This window comes from Brevibacillus sp. 7WMA2 (genome assembly GCF_010748895.1).
Taxonomy (GTDB): Bacteria; Bacillota; Bacilli; order Brevibacillales; family Brevibacillaceae; genus Brevibacillus_B; species Brevibacillus_B halotolerans.
In genome coordinates this window covers 3,419,185-3,438,381 of the sequence record NZ_CP048799.1, presented here as the reverse complement: position 1 = coordinate 3,438,381, position 19,197 = coordinate 3,419,185, and the positions used below count along the sequence as shown (strand labels likewise).

Below are 19,197 nucleotides of genomic sequence, written 5' to 3'. Positions count from 1 at the left end.
TCTTTTTATTTATAGATGAGCCAAAAAAACTGTGGTGAACGAGAAAGAAATGCTTTTTCAGAGTTATACACAAAAAACGAGTTCTTGTGCACAACTTCTTGTGGATAATGTGGACAACTTTGTGGAAATGCGCAATTATGGGCAAGGTTACCCACAGCTGGGAAAGCTAGAGCATAAATTATTTAAAAAATGAAGTGGATAGACAGCGATGTGAGCGAGTGTCGAACCTAGATTATGCTATAGCTGTGGATAAAGAATAAAAAAGCAAAAAAGTCTTATGTGTCCAATGTGTGACATGAATTTGTTATATAGATTGAAGAAATTTTTCGAGCTAGAATACAATTAATCGACAATATCTGTAGGTGAGGAAGCCGTTTTCGAGAGCCAAATAAATTTTAAATCTCACACTGGTAATTATAGCTAAAAATGTATCGTAATTCCCTGCGTTTATAGGGTAAAGACCACGTCTCTCAACGCTAGATCGGGTCTCTTGTAGCACTCCATTTTTTGGTAAAATTACATATATGGAAATATGTTTAGCAAAAAATATGTGGGAGCGCTTTCCTGCTTTTACTACGGCAGTAAAGGCTTATTTGCTTGTAACATTAAGCCTTTCTAAGGCTGCTATGAGATGTTTAACAAAAAAATAAGGTCCACGTTGAAATTTGTCGATAATCCAGCATTTGACTTTACCATAGGCAAGGTGTATAGTCAGATCATGGATTAACAAATAGTCCACAGTTTTCTTATGAAAGGAATGTTTAATACATGCAAGGAAAAGTAAAATGGTTTAATGCAGAAAAAGGTTTTGGTTTCATCGAGCGCGATGGAGGCGACGATGTATTCGTACATTTCTCCGCTATCCAATCTGAAGGTTTCAAAAGCTTGGATGAAGGTCAAACTGTAGAGTTTGATATCGTTGAAGGCGACCGTGGTCCTCAAGCGGCTAACGTAACTAAAATCTAATTGATTTTATAATCAATACCCCCTAGGATAACTTAGGGGGTTTTTGGTGTTTATTTCTACTAAAATTTCTTGTTTCAAAAAAATCGAAATAGGTTTAAAATAGAGACAAGCCTTACTTGCTGTGTTGACGAAAGATTAAAATCAAGTGAAAATTTTTAAACATTTTGTCTTTTTTTCACGAATTTTGTTAAAACGAAAAGAAGAAACAGCAGGTTTTAATTACGTCTATGTAGAATACAAATAGCATAGACGGAAGGAGGTTGTGTCCATGAACTACAATATTCGTGGCGAAAACATTCAAGTTACAGAAGCTCTTCGGGAGTATGTAGAGAAAAAGATAAGCCGTCTCGAACGCTATTTTGACAATCTAGGGCATGTAGAGGTACATGTGACAATGCGCGTGCTTCGTGGAGAAGGAACCATTGAGGTAACCATTCCGATGACTGGCGTTATTCTCCGAGCTGAGGAAACTCACGACGATATGTACGCAGCAATTGATTTGGTTGTCGAAAAATTAGAGCGTCAAATGCGTAAGTACAAAACAAAAATCAACCGTAAACAGCGTCATGAATCAGGGGCTAAAGCGATGCCGAATATGGAAGCTTCCTCTGTAGCTGTAGCGGATGAAGAGGATGATGTACAGTTTGATATCGTAAGAACGAAGCGATTCAACTTAAAACCGATGGATTCAGAAGAGGCCATTATGCAAATGGAGCTTCTGGGCCACAACTTCTTCGTCTTTGAAAACAGTGAAAGCAATGATGTAAATGTAGTCTATCGTCGAAATGATGGACGATACGGGTTAATAGAACCAAAATAAACGTATACAATCATTAAAAAATTTAAAAATATATACAAAAAGTGGTAAAGGGGTTGTCGATTGGCAACTCCTTTACTTGTGTTTACTGATAGAGATTTGGTAAAATAGATTGTTAGAAAGTACCCTTAGGGGAACGGTGGAAGGGGTGTCCCTATGTTAGGGCTTGTAAAGAAGCTTTTTGGCGATACAAATGAACGTGAATTAAAGAAATTAGTTAAGCGTGTAGACAAAATTAATGCGTTAGAACCCCAAGTAACATTACTTACTGATGACCAATTAAAGGAAAAAACGGCGGAATTCCGTGCTCGTTTGGAAAAGGGAGAAACGCTGAATGATATATTAAACGAAGCATTTGCTGTAGTGCGTGAAGCGTCCAAACGTGTATTGGGGATGCGTCACTTTGACGTACAGCTAATTGGTGGTATGGTCCTGCAAGAAGGACGCATTGCTGAAATGAAGACTGGTGAAGGTAAAACCCTTGTAGCGACCTTAGCTACGTACTTGAATGCCTTGGCTGGTAAGGGTGTTCACATTGTAACAGTTAACGAATACTTAGCTGAGCGTGACTCCAAGATTATGGGTGAGCTGTACCAATTTCTTGGCATGACAGTAGGTTTGAACATAAACGGTATGAGTGCTGAACAAAAACGTGAGGCATACAACTGCGATATTACGTATGGTACAAACAACGAGTTTGGGTTTGACTACCTGCGTGACAACATGGTGCTTTATAAAGAGCAAATGACACAACGTCCTTTGCACTATGCAATCATTGACGAAGTGGATAGTATCCTAGTCGACGAAGCGCGTACTCCACTGATCATTTCCGGATCAGCTAATAAATCTACTGAACTTTATTATATTTGCTCCCATTTTGTAAAAAGACTGGAGTCTGAAACGGATTTTAGTATTGATGAAAAACTAAAAATCGCTACTTTAACCGATGAGGGTGTGAGCAAGGTTGAAAAAGCGTTTAACGTGGACAATTTGTACGATACCAACCATGTTACACTTAACCACCATATTACATCGGCTTTGAAGGCTCAGGTTCTGTTTAAACGTGACGTTGATTATGTTGTGCAGGATGGCGAGGTTGTGATCGTAGACGAGTTCACAGGGCGTCTGATGGTGGGTCGTCGTTACAGTGATGGTTTGCATCAGGCGATTGAAGCGAAGGAAGGGCTAAAAGTACAGAGCGAAAGCATGACCTTGGCAACAATTACGCTGCAAAACTACTTCCGTATGTATCAAAAGTTGAGCGGTATGACCGGTACAGCTAAGACTGAGGAAGAGGAATTCAAAAAAATCTATGGATTGGACGTAGTTGTGATTCCTACAAACCGCCCAATTCAACGTATAGATATGGCGGATGCGATATATAAATCCGAGGATGCCAAATATCGTGCGGTAGTAAAAGAGATCGTGGAGCGCCATAAAAAAGGACAACCTATTTTGGTTGGTACCATTTCCATCGAAAACTCAGAGAAACTATCTCACCTATTGCGCCAAAAAGGTGTACCACATAATGTACTCAATGCGAAGCAGCATGAACGTGAAGCAGAGATTGTTGCTCGCGCGGGTCAATTCGGTGCAGTAACCATCGCTACAAACATGGCTGGTCGCGGTACAGACATTCAGTTGGGTGAAGGGGTACCTGCAATAGGTGGTCTGCATATCATCGGTACAGAGCGCCATGAGAGCCGTCGTATTGATAACCAGCTACGTGGACGTGCAGGTCGTCAAGGGGACCCGGGTTCCTCTCAATTCTTCTTGTCCCTACAGGATGAGCTTATGCGCCGTTTCGGAGCTGACAACATCATGAATATGATGGACAGACTCGGAATGGAAGAAGATATGCCGATTGAAAGCCGTCTTGTATCCCGTGCTGTTGAATCTGCTCAAAAACGAGTAGAGGGTAGCAACTTTGATGCACGTAAAGTTGTCTTGCAATATGACGACGTAATGAATAAGCAACGCGAAGTCATCTATAAGCAGCGTAAAGAGATTCTTGAGCGCGATAACCTGCATGATATCGTTGAGGGCATGATAAATAGCGTGATTGAGCGTATAGTTCAGGCGTATTGCCCGAAAGAACAGATTCCAGAAGAATGGGATCTAGAGGGTCTGCTTGAAACATGCGTAAGCACATTCTTGTTCGAGGATGCGATTACGGTTTCTAATCTGAAAGGAAAAGAAGCGGAAGAGATTGAGGAGATGTTGAAAGAGATTGCTCATAAGCAATTGAAACAACGTCAGGAAGAAATTGGCGATATGATGGCCGAATTCGAAAAAGTGGTTGTTCTACGTGCTGTTGATAGCAAGTGGATGGATCACATTGATGCAATGGAACAATTGCGCCAAGGTATCCACCTGCGTGCCTATGCTCAGACTGATCCATTGCGTGAGTATCAATTTGAGGGATATGAGATGTTCCAAGGCATGATTGCAAGCATTGAAGAGGAAGTATCCTTGTATATCATGAAATCGGAAGTTGGACAAAACCTTGAGCGTCAGGAAGTAATTGATGCTGAGAAGCTAAAAACGTCTGGACCATCTGATGAAGCTGGAGCATCTGAGCCAGAGCAAAAAAACAGAGCACAACGCCGTGCAGATAAAAAGAAAAAATAAAACAGGCCTGAGAAGAAAGCTGCTGTTCAGTTGAATGGCAGCTTTTTTGGCATATAATAAGAGCAATAAGACTGAAATGGGGGAGACAATGGTAACAGCGGAGATAACCTCATGGCTCTTAAAAATTTTATTCTTATTAAACTTTTTGTTTGCCATCGTGGTTGTTTTTTTAGAGAGACGTACCCCTGTTTCTACATGGGCATGGTTAATGATCTTATGGTTTATTCCTGTTCTTGGATTTGTTTTATATCTTATGTTGGGACAAAATTTAAGTCGAAAGAAAATTTTTAAGTGGGATAAGCATGTTTATGCTTATATGAAGCGAGAAGTAGTTAAACAGATGGAGCAACTCAAAGCCAAGAAGCTCCAGTTCCATGACCCTGTTGGCAAAGAGTATCAGGACTTAGTGTATTTACATCTAAACAATGATGAAGCACTACTGACCCAAGATAATCAGGTAGAGATTATTACGGATGGCTTGCATAAATTTGAACGCTTGTTTGAAGATATTCGCCGGGCGAGCAAACATGTCCATTTGCTGTATTACATCATCAAAAGCGATGAGCTTGGCAATCGACTGGCTGATCTATTATGCGAAAAATCACGGGAGGGAATAGAGGTTCGAGTCCTGTACGATGAGAGTGGGTCACGTTGGCTGTCTAAGGGGCTGATACGTCGAATTAGGCAAGCAGGTGGACAGATTGAGCCTTTCTTTCCTTCCAAGATTCCGCTACTAAACCTGCGTGCAAATAACCGCAATCACCGAAAGATAGTTGTTATTGACGGAGAAATTGGCTATATTGGGGGCTTTAACATTGGAGATGAGTATTTGGGTAAAAACCCTGCCTTCGGTTATTGGAGAGATACGCATCTAAGAATACAAGGCTCAGCGGTAGATGATTTACAATCACGCTTTATGCTAGATTGGAAGCAAGCATCTGGGCGGGACATGGCCTTTCGAAATTATTATCAAGCCTCGTCTGCTCCCCGTGGGGATATTCCCCTACAAATCGTTTCAAGTGGCCCCGATTCACAATGGGAGCAAATTAAAAATGGATACATGAAACTAATAGTAACAGCTAAAGACTATGTGTATATCCAGACCCCGTATCTAATCCCTGATGACAGTATTTTGGATGCGTTGCGCATTGCAGCGTTATCTGGTGTCGATGTCAAAATTATGATTCCGAATAAACCGGATCATCCCTTTGTTTATTGGGCTACTTATTCAAACGCAGGTGAGCTATTACGAGCTGGGGCAAAGGTATACACCTATGAGAATGGCTTTATGCACGCTAAAACGATTGTTGTAGACGATAAGCTTTCCACAGTAGGAACTGCTAATATCGATGTGAGGAGCTTTCGTTTAAATTTTGAAGTGAATGCGTTTCTCTACCATTCCCATACGGCTAAACAATTGGCTAAACATTTCTTAGCTGATATAGAGCTTTCATCTGAATTAACACTGGAAAAGTATAGACAACGTCCATTATCTATTCGATTAAAAGAATCGATTTCACGGTTACTGTCAGCCATTTTATAGGAGCCCACATGCTATTCGGGGCTCCTTTTTTGTTTGATAAGAGTAATACGAAAAACGGTTTTTTCTAAAGGATTTTCATCCAATTCCAGTAGACCTCCGTGCAATTTAACAATCTTATGAGCGATTGACAGGCCTAAGCCTGTTCCACCATCGGTTTGTCGAGAATGATCTCCTCTGACGAAGGGATCAAATATATGACGCTGTACATGGGCAGGAATGCCGGTACCATTGTCTGCAATCTCAATGATGATGGAATCGTTCTGCTCCTGAACAGCAATTCGGACGTTCGTTCCTGGCGGATTATATTTAATCGTATTGGAAATAAGATTGCTTATGACTCTGCTCATATGCCGGTAATCAAAATCGTACAAAATTTCGTTTTCGGGCACCTGAATATGTAATTTAAATTGTTTTTCTTCCATGTCATCTAAAAAATCGACTGTAATTTCTCTGATGAATTCACATACATCATAGGTACGAATGGAGAGGGGATACTGACCATCATCTAGAGTTAAAAAGTCAAATAACGAATTAATCAAAGCATTTACACTCTGCGATTTATTATAAATAAGCTGCAAATAACGTCTTTTCTTTTCTTCATCCACCACCATATCATCCTGTAGGGCAGAGGCGTATCCCTGAATGCTTGTGATCGGTGTTTTAAGATCATGAGATATATCCATGAGCATACGTTGCTTACTTTCCTCCAATTTTTCCTTCTCAGCGCGAGTCGCTTCTAATTTATCTGCCAAAAAGTTAAAAGCATCGCGGATTTTTCCGAATTCACTTTCCGCTTTTAGATGAATACGAGCTTGATAGTCTCCATCGATCATCTTTTTAATAGCAACGGTGATCGTATGAAGAGGAACACTAATTTTGCGAGCTGTCCACCGACTATATAAAAAGATGATAATAATGATCGGGACAAATAGGAGCAAACATGATTTAAGGATAATCTTGCTGACCTGAGATACCGTATGATCAAAATTTTTAAAGTATTGAATGTCAATGTTAATGCTGTCTCGGGGAATTTTGACCAAGCAAATATATTTCTTATTACTTTTGGTAGTAAATGGCGCAATGGAGTAGTAATAGAGCTGCTCCTCCGTATTGTCTAAAAACTGATAGAGCTGTTCCTCCGTATAATGGTAAATGGAATCCATTTTCACACCGATAACATGGATGATTTGGTGGTTAGAATTGAGGATTTCTACCCAGCCCCCGTTTTCCAAAATGGCATTTGCCCTAATATTTTCGTAGTCATCGGATACGATGTCCTTCGCCCGGTAAATGGGAGATAAGCCTTGTTCAACGCTTGAGTTGATTTGATAGACGAGATAACCGAGAGCTATCGTTAAAATGGAGCTAATAATAAATATAAAGATGCTATAATTCCATAATAATGTAGAGTGTATTTTTTTATGTTTCATTGTGAGCTGACCCTCTTTGTTTGGATGAAAAATGAACCATTTTATAGCCTAGACCTCGAACTGTTTTTACATAAAGCGGTTTTTTGGGGTCTGGCTCTATCTTATCCCGCAATTTACTAATATGAACCATGATGGTGTTATCGTCACTGTAAAAGGGATCGCCCCATACCTTTTCAAAGATCTGGCGTTTGGTAAAAACACGATTGGGCTGCTCCATAAACATCTCAAGCATTTTATACTCCGTTGATGTTAAGGGGATTTCCACCTGATTCCTGCATAGGATGCATTGCTGCTTATGTAAAGTTAAATCGCCTACAGTAAGAACGGATAGGGCCTGTGTTGTCTCATCGTTTAATGGATTCAGATGGTAGGAACGTCGTAGTTGTGCTTTGATTCGTGCTACGACCTCTAAGGGATTAAACGGCTTGGTAATATAATCATCTGCCCCCATGCCTAATCCTAAAATAATGTCGTGATCTTGACTGCGAGCTGACAAGAAAATGACGGGGAGCGTGTAGTCCTGACGTATTTGCGTAAGCAGGTGCAAACCATTTAGCTTAGGCATCATAATATCAATTAAAACTAGATCTATTGATTGATTCTGGATACAGAGAAGGGCTGCTTCTCCATCTGAGGCTTCAATGACTCGCAGGTTTTCTTTTTCTAGATATAGCCGCAGTAGCTCGACTATCTCCTGCTCATCATCGGCAACCAGGATTGTCCGATTCATTCTCTTTTCCCTCCGCTAAGTCTATAAGTAAAACACTACTCACTATTCTACACGTTTTGGAAAAACGTGGTGATATTTTTAGGAAATAGATAAAATTTCATCGTCAACAAAACCTAGAAAGGTTGCACCTGTCTTATTTTCAGCTACAATAAACAATAAGAAAATGAGTTTTAAAGGAGTAGATAGAATGGCACTGATCGACGTGGCTGATGTAAAGCAAGAAATGGCTAGTCTGTCCAAACGACTAACGGATATTAGGGGGTCTCTTTGACCTCCCAGAAAAGCTAGAGCGCATTGGTGAATTGGAGGAGCGGATGTTAGCTCCAGATTTTTGGGATGATAATGATGCTGCACAAAAAACCATTGGAGAGCTTAATGGGATCAAAAGTCTAACAGATACGATGGGACGTCTGGATGCCTCTTATGACGACTTACAGATGATGCTGGAGCTAGTGATTGAAGAAGGCGATAGTTCTCTTATTTCCGATCTGTATCAGAGTACACAAGATTTAAAGAAGAACTTTGAGGACTTTGAGCTAGAATTGTTATTGAGCGATCAATACGATAAAAATAACGCTATTTTGGAATTGCATCCAGGAGCTGGTGGAACGGAGTCGCAGGATTGGGGTTCTATGCTACTGCGGATGTATACACGCTGGGCTGAACGCAAAGGCTTCAAAGTAGAGACGCTGGATTATCTGCCAGGTGATGAGGCAGGGATCAAAAGTGTTACGCTGTTAATTAAAGGACACAATGCGTACGGATACTTAAAGGCGGAAAAAGGGGTACACCGATTAGTGCGTATCTCGCCGTTTGATGCTTCAGGACGCCGTCATACTTCCTTCGTATCGTGCAACGTCCTACCAGAGATTGAAAACGATAAAGAAGTAGATATTCGAACTGAGGATTTAAAGATTGATACGTATCGTTCCAGTGGTGCAGGGGGACAGCATATCAACACGACAGATTCTGCCGTTCGTATTACTCATTTACCAACTGGTATAGTTGTGACGTGCCAAACCGAGCGTTCTCAGATTAAAAACCGCGATCGGGCTATGAAGATGCTATTAGGCAAGCTGTTCGAGCTACAGAAGCAGGAGCAAGAGAAAACACTAGCTTCGATTCAGGGAGAACAGAAGGACATTGCTTGGGGCAGTCAAATTCGTTCGTATGTATTCCACCCGTACAGCATGGTGAAGGATCATCGGACCAATATGGAGGTAGGCAATGTGCAGGCAGTGATGGATGGAGAGCTTGATCCATTTATTGATGCTTATCTACGCTCCCAATTGCAATAAGCTTGCGTGCATGCTGACAGAAGGAGAGGCTGAAGAATGCTAGTTTTTTCAGCCTCTTTTTTTACTAGAAAAGAATTTAGAAATAAAAAATAGAAAAAGTATTGCATTTACCAGATTGCTATGTTAGACTATAGAAGTCAACACGATGCGGGTGTGGCGGAATTGGCAGACGCACCAGATTTAGGTTCTGGCGGGCGACCGTGGGGGTTCAAGTCCCTCCACCCGCACCATTTATCTGCCGGAGTGGCGGAATAGGCAGACGCAACAGACTTAAAATCTGTCGGGAGTAATCCCGTACCGGTTCAAGTCCGGTCTTCGGCACCATATAAGAACAGTGAGCACTTTTGCATAATTGCAAAAGTGCTTTTTCGTTTTTTGCGTAGTTTTTTAAGTGTGATAGTTTTGATTTATTGCTCTTTTCTAAAATGTTTTACAATCTTATGAACACTGATATAGAAGCTGAGAAAACGCATACTACTATGATATACTACATTTAGCAAATTACACCAATTTGGATGTAGCTTAGCTAATGGTAAAAACAGAGAAGCAAGTGAAGTAAAGTAGCACAGGTACAAACGGTAATGGCTATATAGTCTACTGCTCGTTTGTACCTATTTTTAGTTGCAGAGGAAAGGGAGGCATTCAAAAAATGAAACGTTTAGCAACTGTATTGATGGTAGGAGCGCTTGCTGTGGGATTAACAGCCTGTGGTGGACAACAATCACAACCTGCACCGGAAGAGAAGCCGGCGGCAGAGAAGGCAAGTGGAGATACAGCGACTGCATCAGCGGGAGAAGAAAAATTCAAACAAAGCAGTTGTGTTGGCTGTCATGGTGTGGACTTGAAGGGAGCAACCGGTCCTTCCCTAGAAACAATAGGTAGCAAATACAATAAAGATGAAATATTAGAGATCATTAAAAATGGAAAAGGCAGCATGCCAGCCAACATGTCTAAAGGCGAAGATGCAGAAACAATTGCAACTTGGCTAGCAGAAAAGAAATAGAACGAACGAATAGGGTGAGGTCCTTGGATCTCATCCTTTTTAGCCAAAATAATATTTGTAATCAATTAGAATTTTTATTATTATAAATGTATATTTATGCATAAAAATTAGGAGTGAGAGCGATGAAACGTATTGGGATTATTGGAGCCACTGGATACAGCGGTATTGAACTCATTCGTATCTTATTGCAGCATCCTGAGATATACATACAAAGTCTTTATTCTAGCTCGGCAGAAGGCAGATCATTGGCTGAATTCTTCCCTCATTTGCAGAGTGCAGATTTACCCATGCTACAGGGCATTCAGCCAGAGAAAATTGCGCAGGAGAATGATGTCGTGTTCTTAGCAACTCCGGCTGGGGTGAGTGCTGAAATAACGCCTGCTTTAATAAAGGGGGGAGTGAAGATTATCGATTTATCTGGTGACCTTAGGCTCCGATCTCCTGAGGCTTATCAGGAATGGTATAAGAAGTTACCAGCAGCGAAGGAAGTATTGCAGCAGGCTGTCTATGGCTTGCCTGAATGGAACAAATCTAAAGTAAGAGAAGCTTCGGTGGTGGCTAATCCAGGCTGCTATCCAACTGCTACCCTGCTTTCCCTGTTACCGCTGCTTCAAACAGAGTGGATCAAGCCTGACAGTATCATTGTTGATGCTAAATCAGGAGTCTCGGGTGCTGGTCGTGGAGCGTCGCTTGGTGTTCATTACAGCGAATTAAATGATAGCTTTCACGCTTATAAAGTAGGGCAGCATCAGCATACACCAGAGATCGAGCAGGGAATTTTACAAATGACGAAGAAAGAGATAGCTATTCAGTTCACCCCTCATCTGGTGCCGATGACCAGAGGAATTTTGACCACTAGCTATATTCAAATAGATAAAAGTAAGGATGTAGGCTTTACCGTTGAAGGCTTACAAAAGCTGTATGAACATGCATATCAGAAAGCTCCCTTTGTCCGTGTAAGGCCATTTGGGTCCTATCCACGCACAAAAGAGGTGCTTGGAACAAATTACTGTGATATCGCTCTTCATTTTGATGAAAGAACGGGTCGGATTATCATTTTATCCGTTATTGATAACATGGTTAAAGGTGCGGCGGGTCAGGCAATCCAAAATATGAATTTGTTGTTTGGATTTGAAGAGACGCTGGGGTTACCGAAACATGCTCTTTATCCGTAGTGTATGTGACGCTTTTACGCGAAGCGAGGTATTCTAGGTCAACTACTTATGAATAGGAGACTTGTAAAATGCTACATGAGGTTATGGTAATCAAATGCGGTGGAAGCATGCTGGAGCAATTGCCTGAATCTTTCTACAACAAGCTTGCTTCCCTGCAAGCAGAAGGAAAATCTATTGTAATTGTACATGGAGGCGGACCGGCGATAAATCAAATGCTAGATCAATTGCAGATCGAGCCAATCTTTTCTAACGGATTGCGAGTAACGGATGAGGCTACCATGCAAGCCGTGGAAATGGTATTAAGCGGTCCAATGAATAAATTGATCGTTCGAAAGCTATTGCATGCAGGGGGAAAAGCATGGGGATTAAGCGGAGTAGATGGTTCCTTATTGCAAGCAGTAGAGAAAATGGATGGCTTAGGACTGGTAGGAAAGATTACAGCAGTGAATCCAGCACCTCTTCAATTGTTGCTTGCGAATGGCTATATTCCAGTCGTGTCACCTATTGCCGTATCAGAGGATGGTAACACACGATTTAACTGCAACGCAGATACAGCGGCAGGGGCGATTGCATCTGCCCTAGGCGCGAAACAAATGCTGATGCTAACAGATGTGCCGGGAATTTGGGAGGAGAATGAGCTAGGGGAAAAACAACTGCTGCCAAGCGTCACGATTGGAGACATCCAAATGATGATTCAGAACCAAATGATTACGGGGGGAATGATTCCGAAGGTTCAAGCCGCTTTAGACGCACTGGCCCAGGGAGTTCAGGAGGTTGTTATTTGTAAGGGAGCGGCAGAAACGCTTGATGGTTTGGTAAAAGGAAGAGCTGTAGGTACTTCCATTTCGGCCGGGATGCCTCGTGGAAAGGACTCACAGGCCTTCGTTGCAACAGAAATTGATTAGAGAAAAAGGAGAGAGATCGCTCATGACTGTTTATACAGAAAAAATGCATGTGATGAATACTTATGCACGTTGGGATGTTACGATTGTCAAAGGGAGCGGTACCACGGTCTGGGATCATACAGGAAAAGCGTATTTAGACTGCACATCTGGTATCGGTGTGACATCGCTTGGGCATTGTCCTCCTGCCGTATCAGCAAAACTGCATCAGCAGTTAGATACCTTATGGCATAGCTCCAATGTAACGCAACATCCGCTGCAAGAGGAATTAGGAAAAAAACTGACTGAATTGTCTGGTTTAGATCAAGTGTTCTTTTGCAACAGCGGGGCGGAAGCGAATGAAGCGGCGATTAAACTAGCACGGCGTTATGCCCAAAAAACGAAGAATGAGGATCGTTTCGAAATGATTACGTTTGAGCAGTCGTTCCATGGCAGAACCCTAGCTACGTTAACAGCTACAGGTCAGCAAAAGGTAAAAGAGGGCTTTAATCCTTTGCTGGCCGGATTTATCACTGTGCCATACGGAGATATAGAAGCTGTGAAGAACGTGACGACAAACCAAACATGCGCCGTATTGCTAGAGCTTGTACAAGGAGAAGGCGGTGTTCATCCAGCCTCAATGGAGTTCGTGACCGAATTATATGCGTGGTGCAAATCAAATGATATTTTATTGATGATTGATGAAGTGCAGACAGGTATTGGTCGAACGGGTGAATGGTTTAGTTATCAGCACTATGGAATCGTACCCGATGTGATAACGCTGGCTAAAGGATTAGGCAGTGGCTTTCCGATAGGAGCAATGCTTGCGACGGAGGCGGTAGCCGTGGCCTTTTCTCCAGGCTCACATGGGACCACCTTTGGAGGGAATCAATTAGCTACAACAGCGGGAATGGCAACACTTTTGGAAATGGAGCAACAGAACGTATTATCGCATGTAAAAGCTATGAGCGAATACCTGCTTGATGCGTTAAAAGACATAGCCAAGCAATATCCCCATCAAATAAAAGGGGTACGCGGGCTCGGGTTGATGGTTGGTTTAGAAATGACTGGCGAGGTAAGTGGGTATCTAAAAGCGGCTCGGCAAAAAGGCGTATTATTGCTACAGGCAGGTCCAAATGTTATCCGATTATTGCCGGCACTCATCATTCAAAAGTCAGAGATCGACCAATTAGTGCTAGTGCTAAAAGAGATTTTGCAGTCAGGAGAGAAGTAAGATAGCCAGATATCAGAAATAATCATGCAACGATTTTTGATTTTATTCAGAAAAATCGTTGCATTTTTTTTGGAGTAAATGTATGATTATACAAAAATAACGAATATATATTCATAAAGCAGAGTGTTGGGAACTTTTTGTCGATAGGAGCTGGTTGCGTTGGATAAGTACTTACACGGCAACAATACAGGGTTTCTTACGTTAGAGAGCGGAGAAGTATTTGCAGGTAAGCTATATGGAGCACCACTTACCTCATACGGAGAGGTGGTTTTTCATACAGGAATGACTGGGTATCAGGAGGTGATGAGCGATTCTTCCTTTTATGGTCAGATCGTCACCTTCACCTATCCGTTGATTGGGAATTATGGTGTTAATGAAATCGACTATGAATCAACTCAGCCTGCTATTTCTGGTATGGTTGTTAGTCAGCTTTGTCAAAACCCTAGCCATTTTCGTTCCCGGATATCTTTAGATACGGCTGCAAAGCAGTTCGGCTTCCCTATTTTAGCTGGAGTAGACACACGGTCGATTACACAAAAGGTTCGGCAGGGTGGTCTGCTTTACGGTGTTCTAGCTGATCAGCCGATGACAGCAGAGGAGATTGCTTTGCATAAGCTTCGTCAGGAGGAGCGCATTTTTGTAGAGCATGTTTCCAGAACTCGCTCCATCACCTATCGAGGAGAAGGGGAGCATATTGTAGTCATTGATTTGGGTATGAAGCACTCTATTTTGCAAGCCCTGTTAAAGCTTGGCTGCAAGGTAACGGTTGTGCCTTATCAGACGCGTATGGAGGAAATTAGGGCTCTACAGCCAGATGGTATCGTCTTCTCCAATGGGCCTGGTAACCCTGAACAATTACGAAAATATTGTCGACAATGGCGTAAATTAGCCGAAGCATTTCCGACATTAGGGATTTGTTTGGGGCATCAAGTATTGTCGTTGATGTTTGGGGGACAGACAGAACGACTTCCCTTTGGGCATCGCGGAAGCAACCATCCTGTAAAAGAGCTGAGCACTGGTAAAGTATATATAACTTCGCAGAATCATAGCTATGTGGTGAAGGAGGGGGGATTAGATAAGCAAAACCTAATGGTCACCTACCGAAATGTAAATGATGGCAGTGTGGAAGGGCTACGACATATGTATCTGCCCATTATGAGCGTACAATTCCATCCAGAAGCACATCCGGGGCCAGATGATACCTCACATATTATTGCGACCTTCTTGGAATCGGTACAAACGATAGGAGCGAAGCATTATGCCTAAACAACAACACATTCATAAAGTGCTGGTAATCGGTTCGGGTCCGATTGTGATTGGGCAGGCAGCGGAGTTTGATTATTCGGGGGCACAAGCTTGTCTTTCACTAAAGGAGGAAGGCGTAGAAGTTGTGCTGGTGAATAACAATCCAGCTACTATCATGACCGATGAGCAGATTGCAGATAAGGTGTATCTGGAGCCATTAACTGTCACTTCTATCAAAAAAATTATTAAAAAGGAACGACCGGATGGATTGCTACCAACACTAGGCGGACAGACAGGACTTAATTTGGCTGTGGAATTAGCTGAGGCAGGCGTATTAGAGCGCTTTGGAGTAGCTTTATTAGGGACTCCCTTGACTGCTATTCAGAACGGTGAGGATCGTGAGTTATTTAAACGAATGATGAATAACATTCATGAACCTGTTCCTGAGAGCATAACAGTGAGTACTATACAGGAAGCTCTACATTTTGCGAATCAGATTGGTTATCCCGTGATTGTTCGTCCAGCTTATACACTTGGAGGAGCAGGGGGAGGAATTGCTTCTGATCAACAGGCTCTTGAAAAAATCGCTGAACAAGGACTGGCAGCAAGTCCAATACAACAGGTGCTAGTGGAAAGAAGTGTGAAGGGCTGGAAGGAAATTGAGTATGAAGTCATGCGAGATGCAAATGATACCTGCATTATCGTTTGTAACATGGAAAATATAGACCCAGTTGGTGTTCATACGGGAGATAGTATCGTTGTAGCGCCTTCTCAAACCTTAACAGATCGTCAATATCAAATGCTACGCAGTGTTTCTACCAAAGTGATTCGAGCGTTAGGTGTAGTGGGTGGTTGTAATATTCAATTTGCCTTAGACCCACATTCAGATCGCTATTACCTCATTGAAGTAAATCCGAGGGTTAGTCGTTCCTCAGCCTTAGCTTCCAAAGCGACAGGCTATCCGATCGCAAGGATCGCTGCAAAATTAGCATTGGGCTATCACTTGGACGAGGTGCTCAACCCTATCACCGGTAATACCTATGCTAGCTTTGAACCAGCATTGGATTATGTAGTTGTCAAAATTCCACGTTGGCCCTTTGATAAATTCCCATTAGCTGACCGCAATCTAGGAACACAAATGAAAGCAACAGGCGAGGTAATGGCCATTGCTCGAACTTTTGAGGCTGCTTTGTTAAAGGCTCTCCGTTCTTTAGAAATTGGCTGTCATTATCTCTACCGAAAGGATATTGCGTCTCTATCTTTGGAGGAGTTGGAGAAACTATTAAAGATTGCCACGGACCTTCGTTTATTTGCTGTAGCAGAAGCGTTACGTCGGGGTATGAGTATACAAGAGCTTCACATGAACACAGAAATTGACCCTTTCTATTTAGGTCATATTAAGTCCATTATCCAGTGGGAGAAAAGGTTGAAAGCATCATGCAAAGACACATTACGTATGGAAGAATTGAGAGCTTGTAAGGAAATTGGCATTACGGATCAGACGATTGCCTGGATGATGAAGCTTCCTGTAAGTGAAATTTGGAAAATGCGTCAGAAGTGGGGTCTCATGCCGGTCTATAACATGGTCGATACTTGTGCGGGAGAGTTTGATGCAAAGACAGCTTATTATTATTCCACATGGCAAGGCAAGAATGAGGTGGTATCTTTATCAGCAAAAAAAATATTGGTGCTAGGCTCGGGGCCCATCCGTATTGGGCAGGGGATTGAATTTGATTATTGTTCTGTGCATGCAGCTAAGGCTTTGCAAAAACAGAAGCTGAAAGCCATCGTGATTAACAATAACCCAGAGACAGTGAGTACCGATTACGAGACGGCCGATCATCTTTATTTTGAGCCTTTGCATATTGAAGATGTGCTGCATGTAGCTAGGCAAGAAGGAGTAGCTGGGGTATTCGTCCAATTCGGTGGTCAGACTGCGATTAACCTGGCAGGTGCTATCCAAGAAGCGGGGCTGACCGTCTTGGGAACAGCCTTAGAGCAAATGAAACGGGTCGAGGATCGAGAACTGTTTTATCAATTGCTCCAAAAGCTAAATATTCCCCACATACCAGGGAGGGGAGTCTATTCCACAGAAGAGGCGATTCATGTTGCTGCTAGCATTGGCTATCCTGTATTGCTGCGCCCCTCTTACGTTATTGGAGGCCAAGGAATGACGGTTGTGCATGATGAGGGCGAGCTACGTGCAGCGATGCAAGGCTGGATTGATGAACAGGTTGACACCAGTTGTTTTCCTTTGCTGATCGATCAATTTATATCGGGTATGGAAGTCGAGCTTGATGCGATAACGGATGGCTATGATGTATTAATTCCCGGAATTTTTGAACATGTTGAGAAAGCGGGAATACATTCAGGAGATAGTCTTGCCTTGTTTCCTGCCCAGCATCTCACAGAACAACAGAAGCGGCTAATAGTCCACTATACCAAGAAAATCGCTAAGGAAATGCAAGCAATCGGGATTATAAATCTCCAGTTCGTCTTACAGGATTCAAATGTTTATGTGTTAGAGGTAAATCCGCGTGCTTCTCGTACAGTGCCAATTACGAGTAAGGTGACCAATATCCCAATGGTGGAATTGGCTGTGCGAGTCTCTCTTGGAGAGCGTTTAGCAGATATGGGCTATGAGCTAGGACTTTCAGAAGACATTCATTTTTTTGTGGTAAAGGCTCCTGTGTTTTCTTCCACGAAGCTAGTGGGTGTAGACCCTTTATTAGGACCTGAAATGAAATCTACAGGTGAGATTCTGGGACTTGGTCGAACTGTAAAAGAGGCATTCAGTAAAGCTTTTGCCTACAAACAAGGTGCGAATAAACGGCTAGCTAGTGGAGATGGTTTATTTCTTTCACTAAACGATGCTGACAAAGCAAGCGTATTACCCTACCTTCGGGAAAGAAAAGTATCGGGGGTACGTATCTATGCAACAGAAGGCACGGCGCAGTTTTTGAATAATCACGGCATTGAAATTACGCAAATATGTAAAGGATTACCTGACTATACATCGTTGGTTAAAGCGGGATTCATTCAAACGTCATTAATTACCGCTACAAAAGGAAATCAGGCAGAGCGTACAGGGTTTCAACTGCGTAGCTTATCTGTTCAGCATGGCATTACGTTGTTCACTGTTGTCGAGACATTTGCGGCCTATTTACAAATTTGTCAAGAAAAGGAGAGCGAAAGTAATGAAGCCTGTGAAGAACTTGGATCTCTATGCAGACGTTCAACCCCCTCTTTATAGAGGAAAAAATACACTGCAAATTGACGAGTGGAGTAGAGAGGAGATGCTCGAACTACTGCATTATGCTAGTCAAATAAAATCGATGCAAAAAAGCGGCACGGTCTACCAACCATTAGCTGGAAAAACATTAGCGATGATCTTCACGAAATCCTCCACGCGTACTCGTGTTTCTTTTGAAGTAGGGATGTATCAATTAGGGGGAAGCAGTTTATTTCTGACTGATAAAGACCTACAGCTAGGGCGTGGTGAAACAATTTCAGATACAGCGAAAATTTTATCTAGTTATGTAGATGGAATTATGATACGAACTCATGCTCACGAAAATGTCGTAGAGCTAGCAAAGCATGCTAGTGTACCGGTTATTAATGGGCTAACTGATTTGTATCATCCTTGCCAGGCTTTGGCTGATCTTTTAACAATACAGGAACACAAGGGCAGATTGCAGGGAATTAAGCTAGCCTTCATCGGAGACGGCAATAATGTGGCAAATTCGCTTGCCCTAGGTGCCTTGATTCTCGGATTAGATGTACGTATTGCCACACCTCCAGGATATGAAATGCAAAATGCTATTGCTGCAAAGGCAGTGGAATATGCTACTCAATATGGTGGAAAATTTATGATGACTCACGATGCAAATGAAGCTGTTGACCAAGCAGACGTGATTTATACCGATGTATGGACCAGCATGGGCTTTGAAGAAGAGAATGAGCAACGTTTGAAAGATTTCACCGCCTATCAGGTAAATGAAAAACTGGTATCCAGAGCCGATTCAGATTATATCTTTATGCATTGTCTCCCTGTGCACCGTGGTGAAGAGGTGACAGCAGAGATTATCGATGGACCTCATTCTGTGGTGTTTGAAGAAGCGGAGAATCGTCTCCATGCACAAAAAGCATTGTTGGCATCTGTAATGTAAATTCCGTCTTATATGGAATTAATGTTATTTTATAGTACAATATGAATAATTACCCAGAAAAAATACTACGAAATG

Annotated in this window: 14 protein-coding genes and 2 tRNA genes; 14 read left to right on the top strand and 2 right to left on the bottom strand. The window is 42.2% G+C overall.

Translation table 11 applies throughout. The annotated features are described in order from the left end of the window. The first annotated feature begins 768 nt into the window (after window positions 1–768). The 4 genes from GOP56_RS14390 to cls all read left to right on the top strand — a co-directional run bounded on the left by GOP56_RS14390 (window position 769) and on the right by cls (window position 5,957). A complete protein-coding gene (locus GOP56_RS14390; protein ID WP_003334330.1) occupies window positions 769–966 on the top strand; it encodes a cold shock domain-containing protein in 198 nt (65 codons plus the stop codon). Window positions 967–1,234: 268 nt separating this feature from the next. Next, window positions 1,235–1,786 (top strand): ribosome hibernation-promoting factor, HPF/YfiA family, encoded by a 552-nt coding sequence (hpf, locus tag GOP56_RS14385; protein WP_003334332.1) that lies wholly within the window; start codon window positions 1,235–1,237, stop codon window positions 1,784–1,786. 153 nt (window positions 1,787–1,939) lie between these two features. After that, window positions 1,940–4,414 carry a preprotein translocase subunit SecA gene (secA, locus tag GOP56_RS14380; protein ID WP_022586191.1) on the top strand — a complete coding sequence of 825 codons (2,475 nt, stop codon included), beginning with the start codon at window positions 1,940–1,942 and terminating at the stop codon, window positions 4,412–4,414. Window positions 4,415–4,502: 88 nt separating this feature from the next. Further along, a complete protein-coding gene (gene cls, locus GOP56_RS14375; RefSeq protein WP_022586192.1) occupies window positions 4,503–5,957 on the top strand; it encodes a cardiolipin synthase in 1,455 nt (484 codons plus the stop codon). Window positions 5,958–5,968: 11 nt separating this feature from the next. Here the strand turns inward: cls and GOP56_RS14370 are convergent, their stop codons facing one another. Next, window positions 5,969–7,387, bottom strand: a complete 1,419-nt coding sequence (locus GOP56_RS14370) for a HAMP domain-containing sensor histidine kinase (RefSeq protein WP_163245918.1) — start codon at window positions 7,385–7,387, stop codon at window positions 5,969–5,971. Next, window positions 7,377–8,117 (bottom strand): response regulator transcription factor, encoded by a 741-nt coding sequence (locus GOP56_RS14365; protein ID WP_096886498.1) that lies wholly within the window; start codon window positions 8,115–8,117, stop codon window positions 7,377–7,379. The genes GOP56_RS14370 and GOP56_RS14365 overlap by 11 nt, the downstream gene beginning before the upstream one ends. A gap of 187 nt (window positions 8,118–8,304) precedes the next feature. On the opposite strand from GOP56_RS14365, the gene prfB reads away from it, so the two are divergent. The 10 genes from prfB (at window position 8,305) to argF (ending at window position 19,122) form a co-directional block, all read left to right on the top strand. Beyond that, window positions 8,305–9,415, top strand: a protein-coding gene (gene prfB / locus GOP56_RS14360) for a peptide chain release factor 2 (protein ID WP_096886499.1) whose coding sequence is annotated in 2 segments (ribosomal slippage) — window positions 8,305–8,385 and window positions 8,387–9,415 — 1,110 coding nt in all. Because the reading frame shifts where the segments join, the coding sequence is not laid out codon by codon here. Window positions 9,416–9,562: 147 nt separating this feature from the next. Continuing rightward, a tRNA-Leu gene (locus tag GOP56_RS14355) sits at window positions 9,563–9,645 on the top strand. A gap of 7 nt (window positions 9,646–9,652) precedes the next feature. Beyond that, window positions 9,653–9,739 (top strand) — tRNA-Leu (locus GOP56_RS14350). A 325-nt stretch (window positions 9,740–10,064) separates the two neighbouring features. Next, entirely contained in the window at window positions 10,065–10,418 is a 354-nt protein-coding gene (gene cccB, locus GOP56_RS14345) for a cytochrome c551 (RefSeq protein ID WP_003334339.1), read from the top strand. Between the two features lie 122 nt (window positions 10,419–10,540). Beyond that, window positions 10,541–11,593 (top strand): N-acetyl-gamma-glutamyl-phosphate reductase, encoded by a 1,053-nt coding sequence (gene argC, locus GOP56_RS14340; protein WP_163245917.1) that lies wholly within the window; start codon window positions 10,541–10,543, stop codon window positions 11,591–11,593. Between the two features lie 68 nt (window positions 11,594–11,661). Further along, window positions 11,662–12,498 (top strand): acetylglutamate kinase, encoded by an 837-nt coding sequence (gene argB / locus GOP56_RS14335; RefSeq protein ID WP_163245916.1) that lies wholly within the window; start codon window positions 11,662–11,664, stop codon window positions 12,496–12,498. Between the two features lie 22 nt (window positions 12,499–12,520). Then, window positions 12,521–13,708 carry an aspartate aminotransferase family protein gene (locus tag GOP56_RS14330; protein ID WP_163245915.1) on the top strand — a complete coding sequence of 396 codons (1,188 nt, stop codon included), beginning with the start codon at window positions 12,521–12,523 and terminating at the stop codon, window positions 13,706–13,708. A 159-nt stretch (window positions 13,709–13,867) separates the two neighbouring features. Continuing rightward, window positions 13,868–14,974 (top strand): carbamoyl phosphate synthase small subunit, encoded by a 1,107-nt coding sequence (locus GOP56_RS14325; RefSeq protein ID WP_163245914.1) that lies wholly within the window; start codon window positions 13,868–13,870, stop codon window positions 14,972–14,974. Beyond that, window positions 14,967–18,206: a carbamoyl-phosphate synthase (glutamine-hydrolyzing) large subunit gene (gene carB, locus GOP56_RS14320; RefSeq protein ID WP_163245913.1), complete on the top strand. Its 3,240-nt coding sequence runs from the start codon at window positions 14,967–14,969 to the stop codon at window positions 18,204–18,206. The genes GOP56_RS14325 and carB overlap by 8 nt, the downstream gene beginning before the upstream one ends. After that, on the top strand, window positions 18,151–19,122 hold the full coding sequence (argF, locus tag GOP56_RS14315) for an ornithine carbamoyltransferase (protein ID WP_022586199.1): 972 nt from the start codon (window positions 18,151–18,153) through the stop codon (window positions 19,120–19,122). The genes carB and argF overlap by 56 nt, the downstream gene beginning before the upstream one ends. Window positions 19,123–19,197 lie beyond the last annotated feature (75 nt).

Bases quoted from the DNA above. Each gene is read 5' to 3' on its own strand.
- GOP56_RS14390 (WP_003334330.1), top strand. From the start codon at position 769: ATGCAAGGAAAAGTAAAATGGTTTAATGCAGAAAAAGGTTTTGGTTTC.
- hpf (WP_003334332.1), top strand. From the start codon at position 1,235: ATGAACTACAATATTCGTGGCGAAAACATTCAAGTTACAGAAGCTCTT.
- secA (WP_022586191.1), top strand. From the start codon at position 1,940: ATGTTAGGGCTTGTAAAGAAGCTTTTTGGCGATACAAATGAACGTGAA.
- cls (WP_022586192.1), top strand. From the start codon at position 4,503: ATGGTAACAGCGGAGATAACCTCATGGCTCTTAAAAATTTTATTCTTA.
- GOP56_RS14370 (WP_163245918.1), bottom strand. From the start codon at position 7,387: ATGAAACATAAAAAAATACACTCTACATTATTATGGAATTATAGCATC.
- GOP56_RS14365 (WP_096886498.1), bottom strand. From the start codon at position 8,117: ATGAATCGGACAATCCTGGTTGCCGATGATGAGCAGGAGATAGTCGAG.
- cccB (WP_003334339.1), top strand. From the start codon at position 10,065: ATGAAACGTTTAGCAACTGTATTGATGGTAGGAGCGCTTGCTGTGGGA.
- argC (WP_163245917.1), top strand. From the start codon at position 10,541: ATGAAACGTATTGGGATTATTGGAGCCACTGGATACAGCGGTATTGAA.
- argB (WP_163245916.1), top strand. From the start codon at position 11,662: ATGCTACATGAGGTTATGGTAATCAAATGCGGTGGAAGCATGCTGGAG.
- GOP56_RS14330 (WP_163245915.1), top strand. From the start codon at position 12,521: ATGACTGTTTATACAGAAAAAATGCATGTGATGAATACTTATGCACGT.
- carB (WP_163245913.1), top strand. From the start codon at position 14,967: ATGCCTAAACAACAACACATTCATAAAGTGCTGGTAATCGGTTCGGGT.
- argF (WP_022586199.1), top strand. From the start codon at position 18,151: ATGAAGCCTGTGAAGAACTTGGATCTCTATGCAGACGTTCAACCCCCT.